Raw genomic sequence first — 15,482 nt, forward strand, 5'->3', positions numbered from 1 at the left:
GAAAAGGGGATAAAATATGTCTCTCGTTAGTCCGGTTTTTTTATTTAATTCCTTAAATACAAAAAGAGGCGGTATGACCAAAGCAACAATACATAGAGCGAATACACTCGTTTCAGAGTATAAAGAAACTCAATTTCTAACCATTCTTTTTCAAAAGAATCATAGAAGTATCATTCAAAATCTTTATAATACCAATGAACTGGATGAAAGAGTGAAGGTTTATAATTTATTCAATGATCTAGATCCTTTTAAGAACAGTAAAGAAGATCATCGTATAAAAGGGAATCCGAATAAAGAAGAAGAAGGCTTCATCGTTTTTAAAGCAAACAATGCTTTTCGTTACTTCAAAGATGGTCTGTATGTAAAGTACAAAAAGTTCGATAACAATGGACGGCTTGCATATATTGATTACATGAATGAAGCTAGACACAGGCTTCGCAGAGAAGAATATAACGAGGATGGTTATTTAGTACGTGAACGCCAAATGGATTTGTTCAGCAACAAACCAAAGTTAGATCGTTATTTCGGAAAGGATGGGAAATGTTATCTCACAACATGGTTAAAGCCTAAAGATGAAGAGATATTCCGCTGCAATCTTTTCTATCCCGAGCCTTTAGAATTTAAGAACCTAGAAGACCTGGCGGCATATTGGATAGCTAATCGAACAAAAGAGATTGAATCACCAATCATCATGTCTGACAACCCTAAAAATTTCAGTTTATTATTGGATAAAAGATTATCTGATGTGAGAAAAGTTGTTGTGTTGCACACTAATCATTACGATTTAAATGAGAAGGGTGAATTTGAATTAAGTCAACAATATAATGCTTTATTCAAGAACCCTGATAAATTTGATCAGATTGTGTTTTTGACTGAGGAACAAAAAAATGACTTTTCAAACGAGTTTGGAGAGCGATTGAATTATCGCGTTATTCCACATGGAATAAGTAAACCTGACACTGAGAAGGATAATTCTAAGGTTAATCCGCACCTAGCGGTAACTTTGTCCCGCTATCATAAAGAAAAGGGTCTAGAGGAAGCTATAAAGGCATTCAAAAAAGTAGTTGATGTTATTCCAGATGCGAAATACGAAATTTATGGCACGGGTGAGCATGAAACATACTTTCAAGAACTAATTGAAAAATTAAACTTAACGAAAAATATTGAATTAAAAGGATTTACAGACAACAAAATTGAGGTTTATCAAAAAGCAGCTTGTTCAATCCTCACTTCAAAATCTGAAGGATTTGGACTAACCATTCTTGAAAGCTTAGCCGCAGGTACACCGGTAACATCATATGATATTAAATACGGCCCTAAAGATATGATACAGAACGAGAAAAATGGTTATCTAGTTAAAACCCAAAATGAATTGGCAGACAGGGTAATAAAAATCATGTCTGAAGAAAAGACAAGAAAACGTTTGTCTAAGAGCACGAAGTCTATATTTAAAGGGTTTGGCCAGAAAGTTTACCAGAAAGCATGGTTTGCCTTGTTGAATGAATAAAAAAACAGCTCCTTCTATCAGATGAAGGGGCTGTTTGTTGTATGAGACTCTTTAAGGTTGATCATTGAAAACACATATCTTTAGTTTATTTTATTGCAAAGGTGGTTGGTATGCTTGATCGGCAATAATGAAGTGACTTCCAGATCTTACGTATGAATTTTTTGCGAGGACGGCATTGTCATTTAAGTAGGGAATTTTCCAAAATATGATCAGTTGGTCAACACTTTTTATTTTGTCGCCTATTCGAGCAGCTAGATCTTCGCTATACGTCTGCGTTATTTTTTTTGCTCTTTCGGGAGTATTTTTCAGATTGAATGACAAATGAACTAATGCTATGTATTGCTTTTCTTTATTTTTACTCATATCTTGATTCAATTCAATTTTATCGATAGAGACGTTTTTTAAATTGTTTTCAACTAAATCATTGATTTGATCTTCTTCTGTTTCATTTTCTATAACAGTAGTCGTATCCTCATCTTCATTCTGTTCATCTTCTCGCTTACTAATTAAGCCTGTTTCAGATATAAAATTTAATTCATCATCGTCAAATTCCAGAGTAACTGTTGATCCACTTTCTAACCCATCTTTCCCTGAATAAACGTATTCTTTAGAACCTGCATATAAATTGCTTTCTGATCTAGCTTTCCCGCCAACTATTTTCTTAACTTCCTCATAAGTCATGCCTTCTTTAATTTTATGAAATGTTTGTGGAGTTATAGCTGCTTCATGTTCATCTCCAAATTTAAAAATGAATCTGTTTGCAAGAGACATTAGAAGCAGGATTGACAAACATCCAATCGTAAGTTGAATTCCAAATTTTCTAGTAGACTTTAAAACAAGCAGACACAACCCTATGAATATTCCAACTATCATTAGGGCTGCAAATAGTGAATAAAATAAAGACATAACTTCCTCCTAGATTTAAACGATAATTCCATTTTAAAGGAATTGAGGATGTTTATCTATATTTTTATTTTGCGGAGATATGAATAAAAAATTTTCAATAAAGGAGATTATTTCACGTAAACCTATTGACTGTTGTAAATAGGTTTGGTATAATAAAAGTATCGAAAGGAGGTGCTAAAGTGGACGAGATCAGAAACATAGTTCTTATCATCGCTGGAATCGTAACCATTGTCAAAAATATTTATGATATTTGGCAGAAGGAAAGCGAGAAGCGAGAGAAGAACAGAAAAAAGCGCTCCCGCCGGACAAGCAAGAAGCGCTAAAACATAGTAAGACAAGGGGAGTAATCCCCTTGCTCCTACATTATATCACGTCCACGATGATATGAAAAAATATTTAAAGCACTACAATACATTAGATATGACGACGTTGTTTATTATATTAGTGGGTATTGTTGCAATTGATTTTGAAACAGCTGGAACATTGGGGAAGATTGCAGTTGTCATCTTATATATGGCTGCGTTCGTCACCATACTAAAAGGTTTTATTCTAATTTGGAGAGAGAACAGACATGACAGAAAATGAAAAGATACAGTTCATTCAAAAAGAAGTACTGACTGCAGCGGAAACTGGAGAATTCCTCGGTGTCACGAGGCAGCGTTTAAGCGCTCTCGTGAGCTCTGGGAAATTGAATCCGGTTAAGAAAGTAGGAACAGTGAGTTTATTTCTTCTGAGCCATGTTGAGGCACAAAAAAAAGAACTGGAAGCTGGTCGGAAGAAGTATCGGCCGTATGATGATTAATGATTTATATTTCGAAGAAAATAACACAAAAATAACAAAAATCACATCCAAGAATGAAAATGCGTGAATTCGTTTCTGCTTAAGAAGTGCTCAAAAGCGTGAATTTAAAGGGAAATAACACGTTATGAAAGTGTGCGGTAAGTGAACAACTTATTTATAATATGATTCCTAAAACGAAAAAAACCCTTGATGTGACAAGGGTTCAAGAGGGTTAGTGATCCGTTTTCTTTAAAATAACATCTTATTTTATCCAGATCGAGGATGCTTCCGAAAGGTTTGCTGAACTTTTTGTGAGGCATCCTCTTTTTTTATTAGTTTCATTGTTTGAAAAGAAACAAATTGAGTGATGGGGCATCCGCCTTATTTCGCCGAAAACCGTCCCGGACTATATGTACGTGAACGAGTATCTTGTGCACGGATCCTTACAAATGAGAGTGAAAAGAAGGGAAAGCCCCTTCTTTTAATTAATCCATCCTTCAAAAGTTGCGCGATAGAACCCTTCGATTATCTCTACTTTCTTAAGGTAATATGTAACACCATTCTTAACAGTTGTATTTGGGATATCCCATCTATGAAGGTAATCCATTGTAAAAGAATCTTTGGTCGCTTGTGTCGAAATTTTTGTTTGAGTTGAGTCGCTATTTGTATGACCAGGGCTAGATGCAAAAGCAGGGGCAGCGGAAACGAGTAAAGCGAGAGACAAGGCAGAACCAGTTAAAACTTTTTTTAATTTCATTTTGAACACTCCTTTGTTTTTTAATACACTTGTATTATTACATACAATACAAAAATAACCAAGGGTTTTTTTGTTAATATTTTGTGAGCGAATTTAGTTAGGGGAGTGGATGGCGATAGGAGCGATGCTTTCAATCACTATTGCGGCTTATTTCAGAATATTGATAAGTATATAGAGAAAAAGAGTTGAATATTGCTGGCCTCTGGTGAGCTGCAGCCTTTGAGTCAGTGTTTGCTTTAGCTATTCCAGCGCTTTTATAACGGGGAAGGTGCGATATGAAATTTAACACTGAAACAATTGTACAAAAGTAAAATCTTTATTTAAAATGTTATAAATACGGATTTTCAATATAGGAGGTTATCTGATGGCAGAAAAGAAAAAAGCTTTAATCATTGTGGATGTACAAAAAGCCTTTGATGATAAAAAGTGGGGAGACCGAAATAACGTAAAGGCGGAAGAAAATATCAGCAAAATACTGAAATTATGGAGAGAAAAAGGATGGACAGTCATATACATACAACATATTTCTGATAAACCTGGTTCTTTATTTTATCCAAAAAATGAGGGGGTTGCTATAAAGGAAATCGTTAAACCTATGGAAAAAGAAGTCATTATAACCAAAAAAGTAAACAGCAGCTTTATTGGGACTAATCTAGAAGAGCTTTTAAAAGCAAATGATATAACAACTGTCGTAATCACTGGCTTGACTACGCCGCACTGTGTTTCAACAACCACAAGGATGAGCGGTAATTTAGGATTTGATACATACCTGATTTCAGATGCAACAGCAGCCTTCGGAATGAGAGATAAAAATGATACATATTATGATGCAGAGACTATTCACAATATATCTCTGGCAACATTGCATGATGAATTCGCCACAATATTAACGACTGATCAATTAATCAATGATTTTATAAAAACAAACTGATTAACATTATGGCTAAGGCCGGCGGTAGAGATAGGCGGCTGAAATTCAGGCTCATACAAGGACCTCGTCGGAAAATACGGGGGTTGCCGACTTTTTTCATCGTCGCAATATCGATTGAAAAAAGGCATCTGCTTCAGATGCTTTTTTTGTTTCTTGTAAACCGGTTTCGGTAAAAAATGATTGGCGGTTAACGGTCTGATTCGGCATCGGTTTTGAATAACAAAAGGCTTTACTAATCAGCGAATTATTCAAGATTTTTTGGCTTGTGCTGGGCCTGGCGACTTTTGATTTCCTCGAATATATTGGCTTGATCATCTTTTTGAGGCTGAGGCTCTTTGTTAAGACATTTTGGATCGATCACATTTTTAAGATCTTTGATGGTTAAAGGCTTACAGTCATCTTTTAATTCGTAACCTAATTGTCCATTAGCTTCTAAAGTGGCATATTTAATTGTGTTTATGTTTGAAATGCCAAGAAGTCTTAAACGCATTTCGAGTTGATCTGCTGTCAGCCTCAGCTTCTTTAAGTTTTCTATATTGAGTTGGCCGTCTTCTATAACGAATTTAGATTTTCCGGTTAAAAAAGATTCAATCCAGTTTACTTTTACTTGAAACCATTCCATCAAAATCAAAGCGCTAAAAAGGATAGACGCAGCGATTAATGTTTTCAATAAACTGGTTTCTAAAATGGGGTGAACGATAATCGTACCGATTGAAATCATGACCATTGTCTGTGCAATGGTCATTTGTGCAATGGATTTTCTCCCTGAAATTCTCAGTAAAATCATTCCGAATGCAATTATAATTAATTCTTCCCAAGCAAATCTCATGTTATCACCCTGGATTGTGTTTTATCAAAAATAAAAGAGCAAGTAAGAGGTTTTATGTGTACTTGCTCACGAAAAATTATTGCCCTTACATTTAATTTTATTCATTTTAGGTGTTTTTCTAACTGGAGAAACTATTCTGCGAGGGTGAATTCATTTCGGAATCTCCAATACAAGAGGCGGCGGTGAATATTGGTGGCTGAAAAGCACACCAAGGAGTATAAGGAGTGCGTAAAGGCATGAAATAGAAGAACCTTGCCAAGAAAAACGAGTTGTCAATTAACACAATTAAGTCATAGGAAAAGCGGCATGGTTGGGAACAAAAAAGGATGCATACTGAGACATCCTGCTAAAATGCATTGAGGAACACCGATCTGCTGCTGAGACAGAGCTTGAAATACGGTTGCTTAGGATCGCCGCACAACGCTCTTCGCTGATCGTGTTTTTTAGGAGGTTAGTAGGGAAAACAACTATGAAAAAAGGGATGAGAGAAAAATCTCTTATCCCTTAGATAATCTTAAAACCAACCTTGGTATTCACCAGTCCATGTACCATCACTGTTCTGCTTGGCATCTTTTAAATAGTATTTAACTCCAGCAAATACTGTTACATTAAGAAGTTCTCCACGTGTATTAGCATTGATGTATATAGTTTTTAACACTGCCTGAGGAGCTGCAGTTTTATGACTCCCGCCATCTGCAGCCGGGCTTGCTGCAAAAGCAGGAGCAGCAGAAACAAGTAAAGCAAGTGATAGAGCTGAACCGGTTAAAACTTTTTTAAATTTCATTTAAAACACTCCCTTTTTTTATTTGATACAACTGTATTATATAACTGTATGTAAAATTTGTCCATATAAACTTATGTTAACTTTTTGTGAATATAAGAAAGTATTTTCCCCCATGAGTTTTATTAACTCGTATCATCTTATTTTAAGCCTCCAGAGTAAGGCATCATCATATGACGTCAAAACTGTTGTATGATACTAGGGAAATCATTTTTAGCCGAAATGAGGAGTTGCATGACATTTACGGAACGGGCGGTAGCCATTATTAAACAGATTCCTGAAGGAAAAGTGATGACGTATGGTCAAATTGCCGATCTTGCGGGAAGTCCGCGGGGAGCGAGGCAGGTTGTGAGGATTCTTCACTCCATGAGTAAAAAGCATTGTCTTCCTTGGCACAGGGTCATCAATGCAAAGGGCGAAATCGGATTGAGAGACGAAGAGATGTTTTCTGTACAGAAGCTGTCTCTTGAAGCTGAGGGGGTAGCGGTCACGTCAGACGGACGGATCGATCTCAATTTATACGTCCATGATCCGAATATGTAAAAAAACCTGCCGTATATCGGCAGGTTTTTCAGTTATATGCTTTGAGCCGGCCAGAAAGGTTTTGCCGGATATAAGGCCATTCCTCCCGAAGGATGGAGTAGTAGGCGGTATCTCTGAGACCGCCGTCGACAGCCGGAATGTGTGCGCGGCGGATCCCTTCAAATTGGGCTCCGATCCGCAAAATCGCAGTCCGTGAGCGCTGGTTGCGAACGTCGGTTTTCAGCGTCACCCTGACAGCTTGCCACACGTCAAACGCATGAGTCAGCATCAGAAGTTTACATTCCGTATTGACACCAGTCCGCTGCACGGCAGAGGCATACCATGTGCTGCCGATCTCACACACTTCCGGAGATGCGTCCGCCGGCCGCGTAAACACTTCCGCATCCATAAACCGCGTGCTTCCGACGATTCGGTCTGTTTCAAGACTCCGTACTGCAAAAGGCAATGCAGGTCTTTTTTCATAATCGGAAAGCGCGCGCTCAATATAACGCTTTGTTTCTTCGATTCCGTCAGGGACATGGGTGTAAGCGTAAGTCGTCCTATTTTCTGAAGCAGCGTCACAAAGTGCCTGAGTGTGATCAATCGTCATCGGCTCTAACTGAACGAGTGACCCTCTAAGAATGACAGGTGTCAGCATCCCAATCACAACCTTTTTTTATGAATGGATCAAGTATAGTCGAAGGGTTTCTTATTCAAAAGGGCCAATTTCCTATTAAAATGGCATGTCAGTGAAATCCTCGATTCAAACTTATGCATACATTCAGGAAAAAAGCGGGAACCTTTATGTAAAGAGGTGATGGGCATGGCATATGTGTTATCTGTCGGAACGAGCATTCCGAAGTATCATGTCTCGCAAGAAACGGCGGCGGATTTTGCGAGAGGGATGTTTGCCGATTCATTTAAGGATATTGACCGGCTGTTAAAAGCCTTTCAAAACGGCGAAATTGAATCAAGGCAGTTTGTCCGGCCGATTGAATGGTATAAAACGGCACGGGGTTTTTCAGAAAAAAACCGGCTGTATACGGAAGAAACCGTCAAGCACAGTGCGGATGCGGCACTTGATTGTTTAACAAACCCGGATTGTTTAACAAATCCCTTTCCATATGAAAAAGTCGATGCGATCTTTTTTATTTCCAGCACCGGGCTTTCGACACCCAGCATTGAAGCGAAAGTGATGAATCAGCTTCCGTTTTCTGCGAAAACAAAACGGATACCGATCTGGGGTTTAGGATGCGCGGGCGGAGCGGCCGGCCTGTCCAGGGCGTACGAATACTGCCGCGCGTATCCTGAAGCATACGTGCTTGTCATCGCGGCTGAACTCTGCAGCTTAACGTTTCAGCCGAACGACAAGTCAAAAAGCAACTTAATCGGAACTTCCCTGTTTGCGGACGGAATTGCCGCAGTACTAATCGGAGGAGAAAAGGCGAACCGAAACGACGTCAAACAGCCGCTTCTTCCGCGGATATTCGCCACTCAATCGGTGATGATGCCGGATGCGGAAGATGTGATGGGCTGGGAATTCACGGACAGCGGTTTTCAAGTCATTTTTTCAAGAGACATTCCCACCCTGGTTTCACAGTGGCTGAAGAACAATGTTGATGAATTTTTATTTGAATATGGTGTCAGTCCTCACGACATTAAAACCTTTCTTGCCCATCCAGGCGGGAAAAAGGTCATTGACGCCTATTTAACGAGTCTTTCAATGGGCACCGGTCAGCTTGCGGCATCTCGGAAGGTGCTGCAAAAACACGGGAACATGTCTTCCGCAACTATTTTTCATGTGATAAAAGAACAGTTGCTCCACGGACGGCAGAAAGAAAACGAGAAAGGGCTGATCGGCGCTCTCGGGCCGGGATTTTCGTCTGAGCTTTTGCTGTTCAGCTGGGAAAAGGGGGCTTCTTAATGTTTTGGCTGTTTATCATGCTGCTTGCGGCCCAGCGGATTGCGGAGATGATCGTGGCCCGGCGCAATGAGCAAAAGGTGAAAAAGCAAGGCGCAGTCGAATACGGAGAAGGACATTATCCCTTTCTCGTCCTAATGCACGTGCTCTTTTTTGTCTCTCTTACAGCTGAGGTGGCGGCGTTTCAAAAAACGCTTTCTCCAAGGTGGGCCGCCATTATATGTATTATTTTATTTGTACAGGGGATCAGGTATTGGGCGCTATTATCATTAGGGCGGTATTGGAATACGAAAATTCTTGTCGTGCCGGATGCGGAGCTTGTCAGAAAGGGGCCGTACAGGTGGATGAAGCACCCGAACTACGCGGTCGTCATCTTAGAATTTATTTTTCTGCCGCTGTTATACGGAGCGTATTGGACACTGTTTCTCTTTTCGATTCTCAATGCCTGCATGCTCACTGTGAGGATTCGCGCCGAAGAGAAAGCGCTAGAAGAAAACACCGCAAAATAGAGATTGAAAATCATTCTCACTCATGATAAGATATAAATATGAAAATGATTCTCATTCAAGGTGGTGCCGAAAATGACAATGTTATTTTTATTTGCAGCCGTTTGTACATACAGTGTTTTAATTGGTTTCGTATTGAAAAAAGTTTCGAATAAATCGATGTCTTCTTAAACATCTGCGGTTTTTCCTGCCGCGGGTGTTTTTTCTTTATCAGCTGCCGATATCGGCGGCTTTTTTGCGTTTCCTGAAGAAAAGTGAGCCATTCTTGTGTAAAATGGGGGAGAGGTTTTTTTCAGAGCTTTCTAAAAATGAAAAACGTCATTTGATGCGACAGACACAAAGGGGTAAAGACACATGACAGAAGAAGAACGCCATAACAGGGAGATTTTCAGCAGAACGGGTGCCTTATACGCACAGTTTTTGGATCATCAGGATGAAAAACGGGCCGATCAGCTCGCGGCCATTATGAAAAAAGCGGCTGATGAAGAGGTTTATATCGCGTTTACCGGGCATTATTCGGCCGGAAAGTCCTCTTTATTAAACACATTGCTCGGTGAAGACATACTGCCGACAAGCCCGATTCCCACAAGCGCCAACCTCGTTGTCATCCGGCACGGTGAAGATAAAGTCGTGCTTCATACGACGGACGGGGCTTATGCAGAAATTAAAGGAAGTTACGATAAAGAACAAGTGCAGCAATTCTGTAAAGACGGTGAGCAAATTGAAACGGTGGAAGTCTATGCCGGCTTTAAGGAGTCAGAGCCTTATGCGGCCTACATTGACACACCGGGAATTGATTCGACGGACGAAGCGCATTTTTTATCTGCCGCTTCGGTTCTGCATCAGGCTGACGCTTTATTTTACGTCGTTCATTATAATCACGTCCATTCAGAAGAAAATATGCTGTTTCTCAGCTCCATCAAAGACCGTATCCCGAATTTGTTTCTGATCGTCAACCAAATTGACAGACATGATGAAACTGAAACGAAGTTTGAAGAGTACCGCAGGCAGGTGGAAGACATGCTTGAAGGCACAGGAATACCGAAAGAATCGCTTTTCTTTACGTCTGTCACTGAGCCTGACCATCCTTTAAACGGCATGGAACAGCTGAAAAAACATCTGCAGAAGCTGAAACAGCAGGCAAAAACAAATTTATGGTCCTTAACGGAGAGAAAAGTCGCACACTTAGTCAAAGAGCATACAGAGTTGCTCGTAAAAGATGATAAAAACGGCAGCGGAGAGCAGTTTGACAAACAAGAAGCACTTGTCCGTTCTGTTGAAGATGAGCTTAAAAAAGCCGTTCAACAGACTGAAACAGCAGAGAAAGACATCAGAAAAGACGTGCAGAACATATTGCAAAACGCTAATCTGACACCCTTTGAGATGAGGGAGCTTGCATCTGCTTATATTGAATCACAGCAGCCCTCATTTAAAACCGGATTATTCTTTTCAAAAGCGAAAACGGCTTCGGAAAAAGAAAGAAGGCGTGCTGAATTTTTTGCCGATATTAAAAAAAGAACGGAAGGGGAAGCGGATTGGCATATTATCGACACATTTACGAAAGCGGCCAAGCGGTATGAAGCGGATTCGGACGAACTGATCAAGAAAATCCAGGCGTACCGCACACCGCTTTCTGATGATATCACCGCTCAGGCCCTTAAGCAGGGAGCGGCCTTTTCATCTGAATACGTATTAACTTATACGAAAGACCTCGCTGAAATGATCAGAAGGGAAGCCAAAAGACAGACAGCGGAACTCATTGAGGAGCTGACCGCTTATGTTCAGACAAAAAACGGACCGCTCATTGAGAACTTGAAAAACCGGCTCGAAAAAGAAAAGAAAATAAGGGATGAGCTCGCGCAATCGGCAAAAGAAGAACGCAATGCCTTGGAAAAAGCAGCCCGCGTCCTTGCTTTGTGGGAAGAAGAATTGACCTGTGATACGGGAAGCGGCGACTGGTATACGCGAAAAAAACGCCTTGCGAAAGTGCCCGTCCAAAAAGAGAAACCAAAAGAGGCTGTACAGCATGAAGTAAGCAAGCCCGAAAAAAATGCGATGAAGGAACTTCCTATAAAAGAGCAGACTGATCGGTTCTATGAGCTTGCCGGGATTCTTGAATCCTCGAGCATATTAGGAAAACAGGCAGAAGCCTTTCGAAGCAGGATTGAGCGGCTTGAAAACCGCCAGTTTACCTTGGCGTTATTCGGCGGATTCAGTTCCGGTAAATCATCATTTGCAAATGCGCTTGTCGGTGAATTCGTGCTTCCATCATCACCGACGCCCACAACGGCTACGATCAACAAAATAACGAAACCGCAAGACGGCAAACCGCATAAATCTGCGGAGATCGTTTTTAAAACGGAGGAGGAGCTGGACGCTGAAATGCTTCAGCTGACTGAGCTGAAAGATGCTGATGTAAAGGGGCGTTCACTGAAAGAGAGATGGAATTATGCCATTAAAAAGGGAAAAGTTCCGGATGAACTCATCCCGGTGATTCAGACGATGCTGCAGGCGTTTGATGCGTATGAAGAACAGATCCGTCAAAGGCTGACACTGACGGTGCCGGTTGAAGATTTAAAACCGTACGCAGCCGAAGAAAAAACGGCCTGCTGCGTAAAAGAAGTCACCGTGTATTATGATTCGCCTCTCACGCAAAAAGGCATCACCATTGTTGATACGCCGGGAGCCAGCAGTATAAACAAGCGCCATACGGAGCTTGCCTTTCAATATATAAAAGATGCTGACGCGTTCTTTTATATGACGTACTATCAGCATTCTTTTTCAAAAGGAGACAGGTCTTTTCTGAAGAAACTCGGCCTCGTCAAAGAATCATTCGGCATGGATAAAATGTTTTTTGTCATTAACGCCGCCGATCTGGCCAAAACCGAAAGCGAGCTGGAAACCGTCAAAGACTATGTCCGCTCAGAACTCTCAAAAGAGGGAATTAACCGGCCGAAATTATATCATGTTTCAAGTAAAGAAGAGCTTGCGGGTAAAAAAGAAGCTTTTTATAACAGGTTCTCTGATGTAAGAACCGGGCTTGAGCACTTTATTGAGGAAGATGTAATGAGGGCCAGCTGCGCCCAGCTGAAAACAGAGGCGGACAAATTGTGCGATATGGTGGAACAGCTTCACGAATCTCTTCACCAGTCGGCAGAAGAAAAAGAGAAAAAGAAACAGCGTCTGGAGTCTTCCTATGAAAAAGCTCTCGCTGACATTTCAAAGCGCCGTACGTCTGAGGTCATCATTCGAAAAGTGATGAAAGATACGGAAGAACAGCTCTATCACATTAAACATCGCCTGACGTTTTATGCGAATGATATGCTGAAAACCGCCTTCCATCCGGGTCTTCAAAACGGTGATTGGAAACGAAATATATCAGCGGCGCTGAATGAAGCGCTCAAGGAATTCCGTTTTGAATATATTCAAGAGCTGAAAACGCTCGATATCCGGATGACCGGTTTTATTGAGCGCCATATGACTGAGGAATGGATGGAAAACTGTCAGAAGAAGCTTATGGAAGACGGAGATTTCTCCATTTATGTGAGCGGTGAAAACGAATTTGCCGTTCAGCTGAAAGAGGTCGCTCCGGTCATTGACGTCTCGGCATTCTCACATCACGTAAAGGAAGTTAAATCACCGAAGCAGTTTTTTGAAGAGAACGGAAAAGCAGCGTTTGTAGAAGGGCTCAGGCTCAGCCTGCAAAAAGTGACAGAAAAGTGGCTTGAGCAGGAGAAAGAAAGCCTTTCAGAGCGATATGCTGAGCAGGTGCGCCGTCTGCAAGAAGACATGGCGGATAAAAGCCTGTCCCAGATCCGCGAGCAGCGGGACACTTATTTACAAGGTCTTGCGGAAAATACGAGTGCAAGGGAAATTGAACACCTTTACGAAGCCGAAAAAGCATGGAAAAAGAAAGATGAAATGCTGAAAATTTAAAAATCCGGTTGGCGGGCAGATAACAGTCGTGGTAGACTAAAATGAAAAAAAGCGAGATGAAACCTTTTATGTCAGAAGTCCATAAAGCAATTTCAGCACATTCCGCAAAACAGCATCAGCACGTCAAAACATTTGTACAGCTTGATTATGAGCGTGAACAGGCCATTGAAGAAGCCATTGTAAAATGCAGACAGAATAAACCGTTCACGACAGATGCCATCAATGGCATCACCGCAAAAATGAACCAGCTGGCGAAAAAGGGCATCGTGCCGCAAAGACGATTCGTAAGTGAAGAGATGGTGAAAGAATTCGTCAGCAGACAGTAATGGATGAACCTGCCGCGTGTGTCATCAGCGCTTGCTGTACATACTATCCGTATCTTCTCTAAAGGGGGATATGACCATGGGCAGAACAAAACTGGGAAACAGAAATGCTCAGCAGAATAACAATGCCAAAAAGAAAAACGGCTTCGGACAGAAATTTGATTCTTATGCCGGCCGTGAAGCTGAAAAGCTGATGGCAAGCAATAAAAGACACGGTGAATAACGTGACGGCAGCATCTTCCAAATGGGGGGATGCTGTTTTTTTACCGCCTTCTTTGGTAAAATAGGAACATTGAATAAAAAGGAGTTTCGATATATGAATAACAAATTACTGCTCGTTGACGGCATGGCGCTTTTGTTCCGCTCGTTTTTCGCGACGGCCGTTCATCGCAATTTTATGATAAATGAAAACGGAATTCCCACAAACGGCGTCAACGGTTTTTTAAAGCATCTTATTACGGCGGTTGATACGTTTCAGCCCACACATGTCGTCTGCTGCTGGGATATGGGAAGCAAAACGTACCGCAATGATTTGTTTCAAGATTATAAGGCCAACAGAAGTGAACCGCCGCTAGAGCTGATTCCGCAATTTGATCTAGCGAAAGAAGCAGCGCGAGAGCTCGGTTTTTTAAACATCGGCATAAAAGGCTATGAGGCGGATGACTGTATCGGTACGCTTTCTGCCCTATTTTCCGGGGAAGCGGAAATTACGATTGTAACGGGTGATAAAGATCTGCTTCAATTGCTGAATCATCAAGTTCGAGTAGCGCTGCTGCAAAAGGGTATCGGCAATTATAAGGTATATACAGATGAGATATTTAGAGAAGAAACGGGAGTTCCGCCAAAAGCGCTGATTGACATTAAGGCGCTGATGGGAGACACGAGCGATAACTATCCCGGCGTTAAAGGGATAGGGGAAAAAACGGCGTACAAGCTGATCCGTGAATACCAAAACATAGACCGGTTATTAGAAAGCCTCGCTCTCTTGCCGAAGGGCCAGCAAACGAAAATTCAGCAAAGCTTGAAAGAATTGGAGCTGTCAAGGCAGCTTGCTGAAATACATTGCGAGGTGCCGTTAGTCTGTACGCTTGAAGAAGCGCTTTTTTCATTAAAGATGGAAGAGGCGGCATTAATGCTCAGACGTCATCAGATAAAAGGAATTGAAAGGATGCTCGAAAAGCTGAACGCCAGAGAGATCAGCTGATCCCTCTAGCGTTTTGTATTGCTTTTTTTTGCGTTGTTTTCAAGGGCTGATTTCGGGTCTTTATGCGCATTTCCTTCCATATTTCCCTGAGGATTCACGCCCCCGGTCAGCCGGCCTTTATTTTCCTTTCTCATAGCTGTTCACCTCATTTGTAGGATGAACAGTGAGACGCAATTTCATTCCGGTTATTTATTCAGCCGAATCGCTTTTTTTGCGAGCTGATCGGCTGTTTGGTTTTGTCTGCCGGGAATCCACTTAATGAAAAACAATGGAAATTCGGCCTTTAAGCGGATGATTTCGTCAACAAACGGCTGGAAAGCCTTGTTTTTAACCGCTTCAAGATCTGCGGCCCGCTCCACGATATCCGAATCCGTCCGGAATGACACGGACTCAAATCCGCGGGCGGCACACAGCTTCATTCCTTCAATTAAAGCGAGAAATTCAGCTTCCTGATTTGATTGGTCGCCGATCGGAATTGAGAAAGATTCTGTTTTCCCGTCATGTTTAATAAAAATACCGATACCGGACGGGCCCGGGTTTCCGGCGCTTGCACCGTCTACATAAATTTCAGCGGGCAT

General features: G+C 41.4%; 19 protein-coding genes. 12 read left to right on the top strand and 7 right to left on the bottom strand.

Going from position 1 to position 15,482, the window contains the following annotated elements; all coding sequences use genetic code 11:
• Positions 1-73: 73 nt before the first annotated feature.
• Positions 74-1,507 carry a glycosyltransferase gene (locus ABK447_RS10260; RefSeq protein ID WP_228841460.1) on the top strand — a complete coding sequence of 478 codons (1,434 nt, stop codon included), beginning with the start codon at positions 74-76 and terminating at the stop codon, positions 1,505-1,507.
• A 90-nt stretch (positions 1,508-1,597) separates the two neighbouring features.
• Here the strand turns inward: ABK447_RS10260 and ABK447_RS10265 are convergent, their stop codons facing one another.
• Positions 1,598-2,413, bottom strand: a complete 816-nt coding sequence (locus ABK447_RS10265; protein ID WP_025852550.1) for a hypothetical protein — start codon at positions 2,411-2,413, stop codon at positions 1,598-1,600.
• A 179-nt stretch (positions 2,414-2,592) separates the two neighbouring features.
• On the opposite strand from ABK447_RS10265, the gene ABK447_RS10270 reads away from it, so the two are divergent.
• Both ABK447_RS10270 and ABK447_RS10275 read left to right on the top strand, forming a co-directional pair.
• The gene (locus tag ABK447_RS10270; RefSeq protein WP_162918044.1) at positions 2,593-2,736 is read left to right on the top strand and encodes a hypothetical protein; all 144 of its coding nucleotides are present in this window, start codon (positions 2,593-2,595) and stop codon (positions 2,734-2,736) included.
• A 248-nt stretch (positions 2,737-2,984) separates the two neighbouring features.
• Positions 2,985-3,215: a DNA-binding protein gene (locus ABK447_RS10275; protein ID WP_052586126.1), complete on the top strand. Its 231-nt coding sequence runs from the start codon at positions 2,985-2,987 to the stop codon at positions 3,213-3,215.
• A gap of 460 nt (positions 3,216-3,675) precedes the next feature.
• Here the strand turns inward: ABK447_RS10275 and ABK447_RS10280 are convergent, their stop codons facing one another.
• Positions 3,676-3,951 carry a hypothetical protein gene (locus ABK447_RS10280; protein WP_015417694.1) on the bottom strand — a complete coding sequence of 92 codons (276 nt, stop codon included), beginning with the start codon at positions 3,949-3,951 and terminating at the stop codon, positions 3,676-3,678.
• Between the two features lie 364 nt (positions 3,952-4,315).
• On the opposite strand from ABK447_RS10280, the gene ABK447_RS10285 reads away from it, so the two are divergent.
• A complete protein-coding gene (locus tag ABK447_RS10285; RefSeq protein WP_100001531.1) occupies positions 4,316-4,882 on the top strand; it encodes a cysteine hydrolase family protein in 567 nt (188 codons plus the stop codon).
• A gap of 244 nt (positions 4,883-5,126) precedes the next feature.
• Here the strand turns inward: ABK447_RS10285 and ABK447_RS10290 are convergent, their stop codons facing one another.
• Positions 5,127-5,711, bottom strand: coding sequence for a DUF421 domain-containing protein (locus tag ABK447_RS10290; protein ID WP_072589190.1), 585 nt, complete (start codon positions 5,709-5,711; stop codon positions 5,127-5,129).
• A gap of 514 nt (positions 5,712-6,225) precedes the next feature.
• Positions 6,226-6,495, bottom strand: a complete 270-nt coding sequence (locus ABK447_RS10295; RefSeq protein ID WP_015240073.1) for a hypothetical protein — start codon at positions 6,493-6,495, stop codon at positions 6,226-6,228.
• Positions 6,496-6,726: 231 nt separating this feature from the next.
• Between ABK447_RS10295 and ABK447_RS10300 the strand changes: the two genes are divergently transcribed.
• Positions 6,727-7,035, top strand: coding sequence for an MGMT family protein (locus tag ABK447_RS10300; RefSeq protein ID WP_015240072.1), 309 nt, complete (start codon positions 6,727-6,729; stop codon positions 7,033-7,035).
• 28 nt (positions 7,036-7,063) lie between these two features.
• Here ABK447_RS10300 and ABK447_RS10305 read toward each other — a convergent pair whose 3' ends face one another.
• Entirely contained in the window at positions 7,064-7,672 is a 609-nt protein-coding gene (locus ABK447_RS10305) for a GNAT family N-acetyltransferase (RefSeq protein ID WP_100001529.1), read from the bottom strand.
• Between the two features lie 165 nt (positions 7,673-7,837).
• Between ABK447_RS10305 and ABK447_RS10310 the strand changes: the two genes are divergently transcribed.
• The 7 genes from ABK447_RS10310 to ABK447_RS10340 all read left to right on the top strand — a co-directional run bounded on the left by ABK447_RS10310 (position 7,838) and on the right by ABK447_RS10340 (position 14,904).
• The gene (locus ABK447_RS10310) at positions 7,838-8,938 is read left to right on the top strand and encodes a type III polyketide synthase (RefSeq protein ID WP_100001527.1); all 1,101 of its coding nucleotides are present in this window, start codon (positions 7,838-7,840) and stop codon (positions 8,936-8,938) included.
• Positions 8,938-9,444, top strand: coding sequence for an isoprenylcysteine carboxyl methyltransferase family protein (locus tag ABK447_RS10315; protein WP_003153565.1), 507 nt, complete (start codon positions 8,938-8,940; stop codon positions 9,442-9,444). The genes ABK447_RS10310 and ABK447_RS10315 overlap by 1 nt, the downstream gene beginning before the upstream one ends.
• Before the next feature lie 72 nt (positions 9,445-9,516).
• Positions 9,517-9,612, top strand: a complete 96-nt coding sequence (gene fbpC / locus ABK447_RS10320; RefSeq protein WP_025284905.1) for a Fur-regulated basic protein FbpC — start codon at positions 9,517-9,519, stop codon at positions 9,610-9,612.
• A gap of 183 nt (positions 9,613-9,795) precedes the next feature.
• Positions 9,796-13,377, top strand: coding sequence for a dynamin family protein (locus ABK447_RS10325; RefSeq protein WP_100001525.1), 3,582 nt, complete (start codon positions 9,796-9,798; stop codon positions 13,375-13,377).
• Between the two features lie 68 nt (positions 13,378-13,445).
• Complete coding sequence (locus ABK447_RS10330; protein WP_012117818.1) at positions 13,446-13,703, top strand: YpbS family protein; 258 nt, start codon at positions 13,446-13,448, stop codon at positions 13,701-13,703.
• 76 nt (positions 13,704-13,779) lie between these two features.
• A complete protein-coding gene (locus tag ABK447_RS10335) occupies positions 13,780-13,923 on the top strand; it encodes a hypothetical protein (protein ID WP_003153570.1) in 144 nt (47 codons plus the stop codon).
• 93 nt (positions 13,924-14,016) lie between these two features.
• Positions 14,017-14,904: a 5'-3' exonuclease gene (locus tag ABK447_RS10340; RefSeq protein WP_025284902.1), complete on the top strand. Its 888-nt coding sequence runs from the start codon at positions 14,017-14,019 to the stop codon at positions 14,902-14,904.
• Between the two features lie 5 nt (positions 14,905-14,909).
• On the opposite strand, the gene sspL is transcribed toward ABK447_RS10340, so the two are convergent.
• Positions 14,910-15,038 carry a small, acid-soluble spore protein L gene (gene sspL / locus ABK447_RS10345; protein ID WP_003153575.1) on the bottom strand — a complete coding sequence of 43 codons (129 nt, stop codon included), beginning with the start codon at positions 15,036-15,038 and terminating at the stop codon, positions 14,910-14,912.
• A gap of 51 nt (positions 15,039-15,089) precedes the next feature.
• Entirely contained in the window at positions 15,090-15,482 is a 393-nt protein-coding gene (locus ABK447_RS10350; RefSeq protein WP_039255083.1) for a reverse transcriptase-like protein, read from the bottom strand.

Origin of the sequence: Bacillus sp. hwrm1, assembly GCF_040207805.1 — a bacterium.
Classification (GTDB): Bacteria; Bacillota; Bacilli; order Bacillales; family Bacillaceae; genus Bacillus; species Bacillus velezensis.

Coding starts and splice junctions, on each gene's coding strand:
- ABK447_RS10350 (WP_039255083.1), bottom strand. CDS start 15,482: ATGCCCGCTGAAATTTATGTAGACGGTGCAAGCGCCGGAAACCCGGGC.
- ABK447_RS10330 (WP_012117818.1), top strand. CDS start 13,446: ATGTCAGAAGTCCATAAAGCAATTTCAGCACATTCCGCAAAACAGCAT.
- ABK447_RS10310 (WP_100001527.1), top strand. CDS start 7,838: ATGGCATATGTGTTATCTGTCGGAACGAGCATTCCGAAGTATCATGTC.
- ABK447_RS10285 (WP_100001531.1), top strand. CDS start 4,316: ATGGCAGAAAAGAAAAAAGCTTTAATCATTGTGGATGTACAAAAAGCC.
- ABK447_RS10305 (WP_100001529.1), bottom strand. CDS start 7,672: ATGCTGACACCTGTCATTCTTAGAGGGTCACTCGTTCAGTTAGAGCCG.
- ABK447_RS10300 (WP_015240072.1), top strand. CDS start 6,727: ATGACATTTACGGAACGGGCGGTAGCCATTATTAAACAGATTCCTGAA.
- ABK447_RS10315 (WP_003153565.1), top strand. CDS start 8,938: ATGTTTTGGCTGTTTATCATGCTGCTTGCGGCCCAGCGGATTGCGGAG.
- ABK447_RS10290 (WP_072589190.1), bottom strand. CDS start 5,711: ATGAGATTTGCTTGGGAAGAATTAATTATAATTGCATTCGGAATGATT.
- ABK447_RS10325 (WP_100001525.1), top strand. CDS start 9,796: ATGACAGAAGAAGAACGCCATAACAGGGAGATTTTCAGCAGAACGGGT.
- ABK447_RS10265 (WP_025852550.1), bottom strand. CDS start 2,413: ATGTCTTTATTTTATTCACTATTTGCAGCCCTAATGATAGTTGGAATA.
- ABK447_RS10275 (WP_052586126.1), top strand. CDS start 2,985: ATGACAGAAAATGAAAAGATACAGTTCATTCAAAAAGAAGTACTGACT.
- ABK447_RS10260 (WP_228841460.1), top strand. CDS start 74: ATGACCAAAGCAACAATACATAGAGCGAATACACTCGTTTCAGAGTAT.
- ABK447_RS10335 (WP_003153570.1), top strand. CDS start 13,780: ATGGGCAGAACAAAACTGGGAAACAGAAATGCTCAGCAGAATAACAAT.
- ABK447_RS10340 (WP_025284902.1), top strand. CDS start 14,017: ATGAATAACAAATTACTGCTCGTTGACGGCATGGCGCTTTTGTTCCGC.
- ABK447_RS10280 (WP_015417694.1), bottom strand. CDS start 3,951: ATGAAATTAAAAAAAGTTTTAACTGGTTCTGCCTTGTCTCTCGCTTTA.
- fbpC (WP_025284905.1), top strand. CDS start 9,517: ATGACAATGTTATTTTTATTTGCAGCCGTTTGTACATACAGTGTTTTA.
- ABK447_RS10295 (WP_015240073.1), bottom strand. CDS start 6,495: ATGAAATTTAAAAAAGTTTTAACCGGTTCAGCTCTATCACTTGCTTTA.
- sspL (WP_003153575.1), bottom strand. CDS start 15,038: ATGAGAAAGGAAAATAAAGGCCGGCTGACCGGGGGCGTGAATCCTCAG.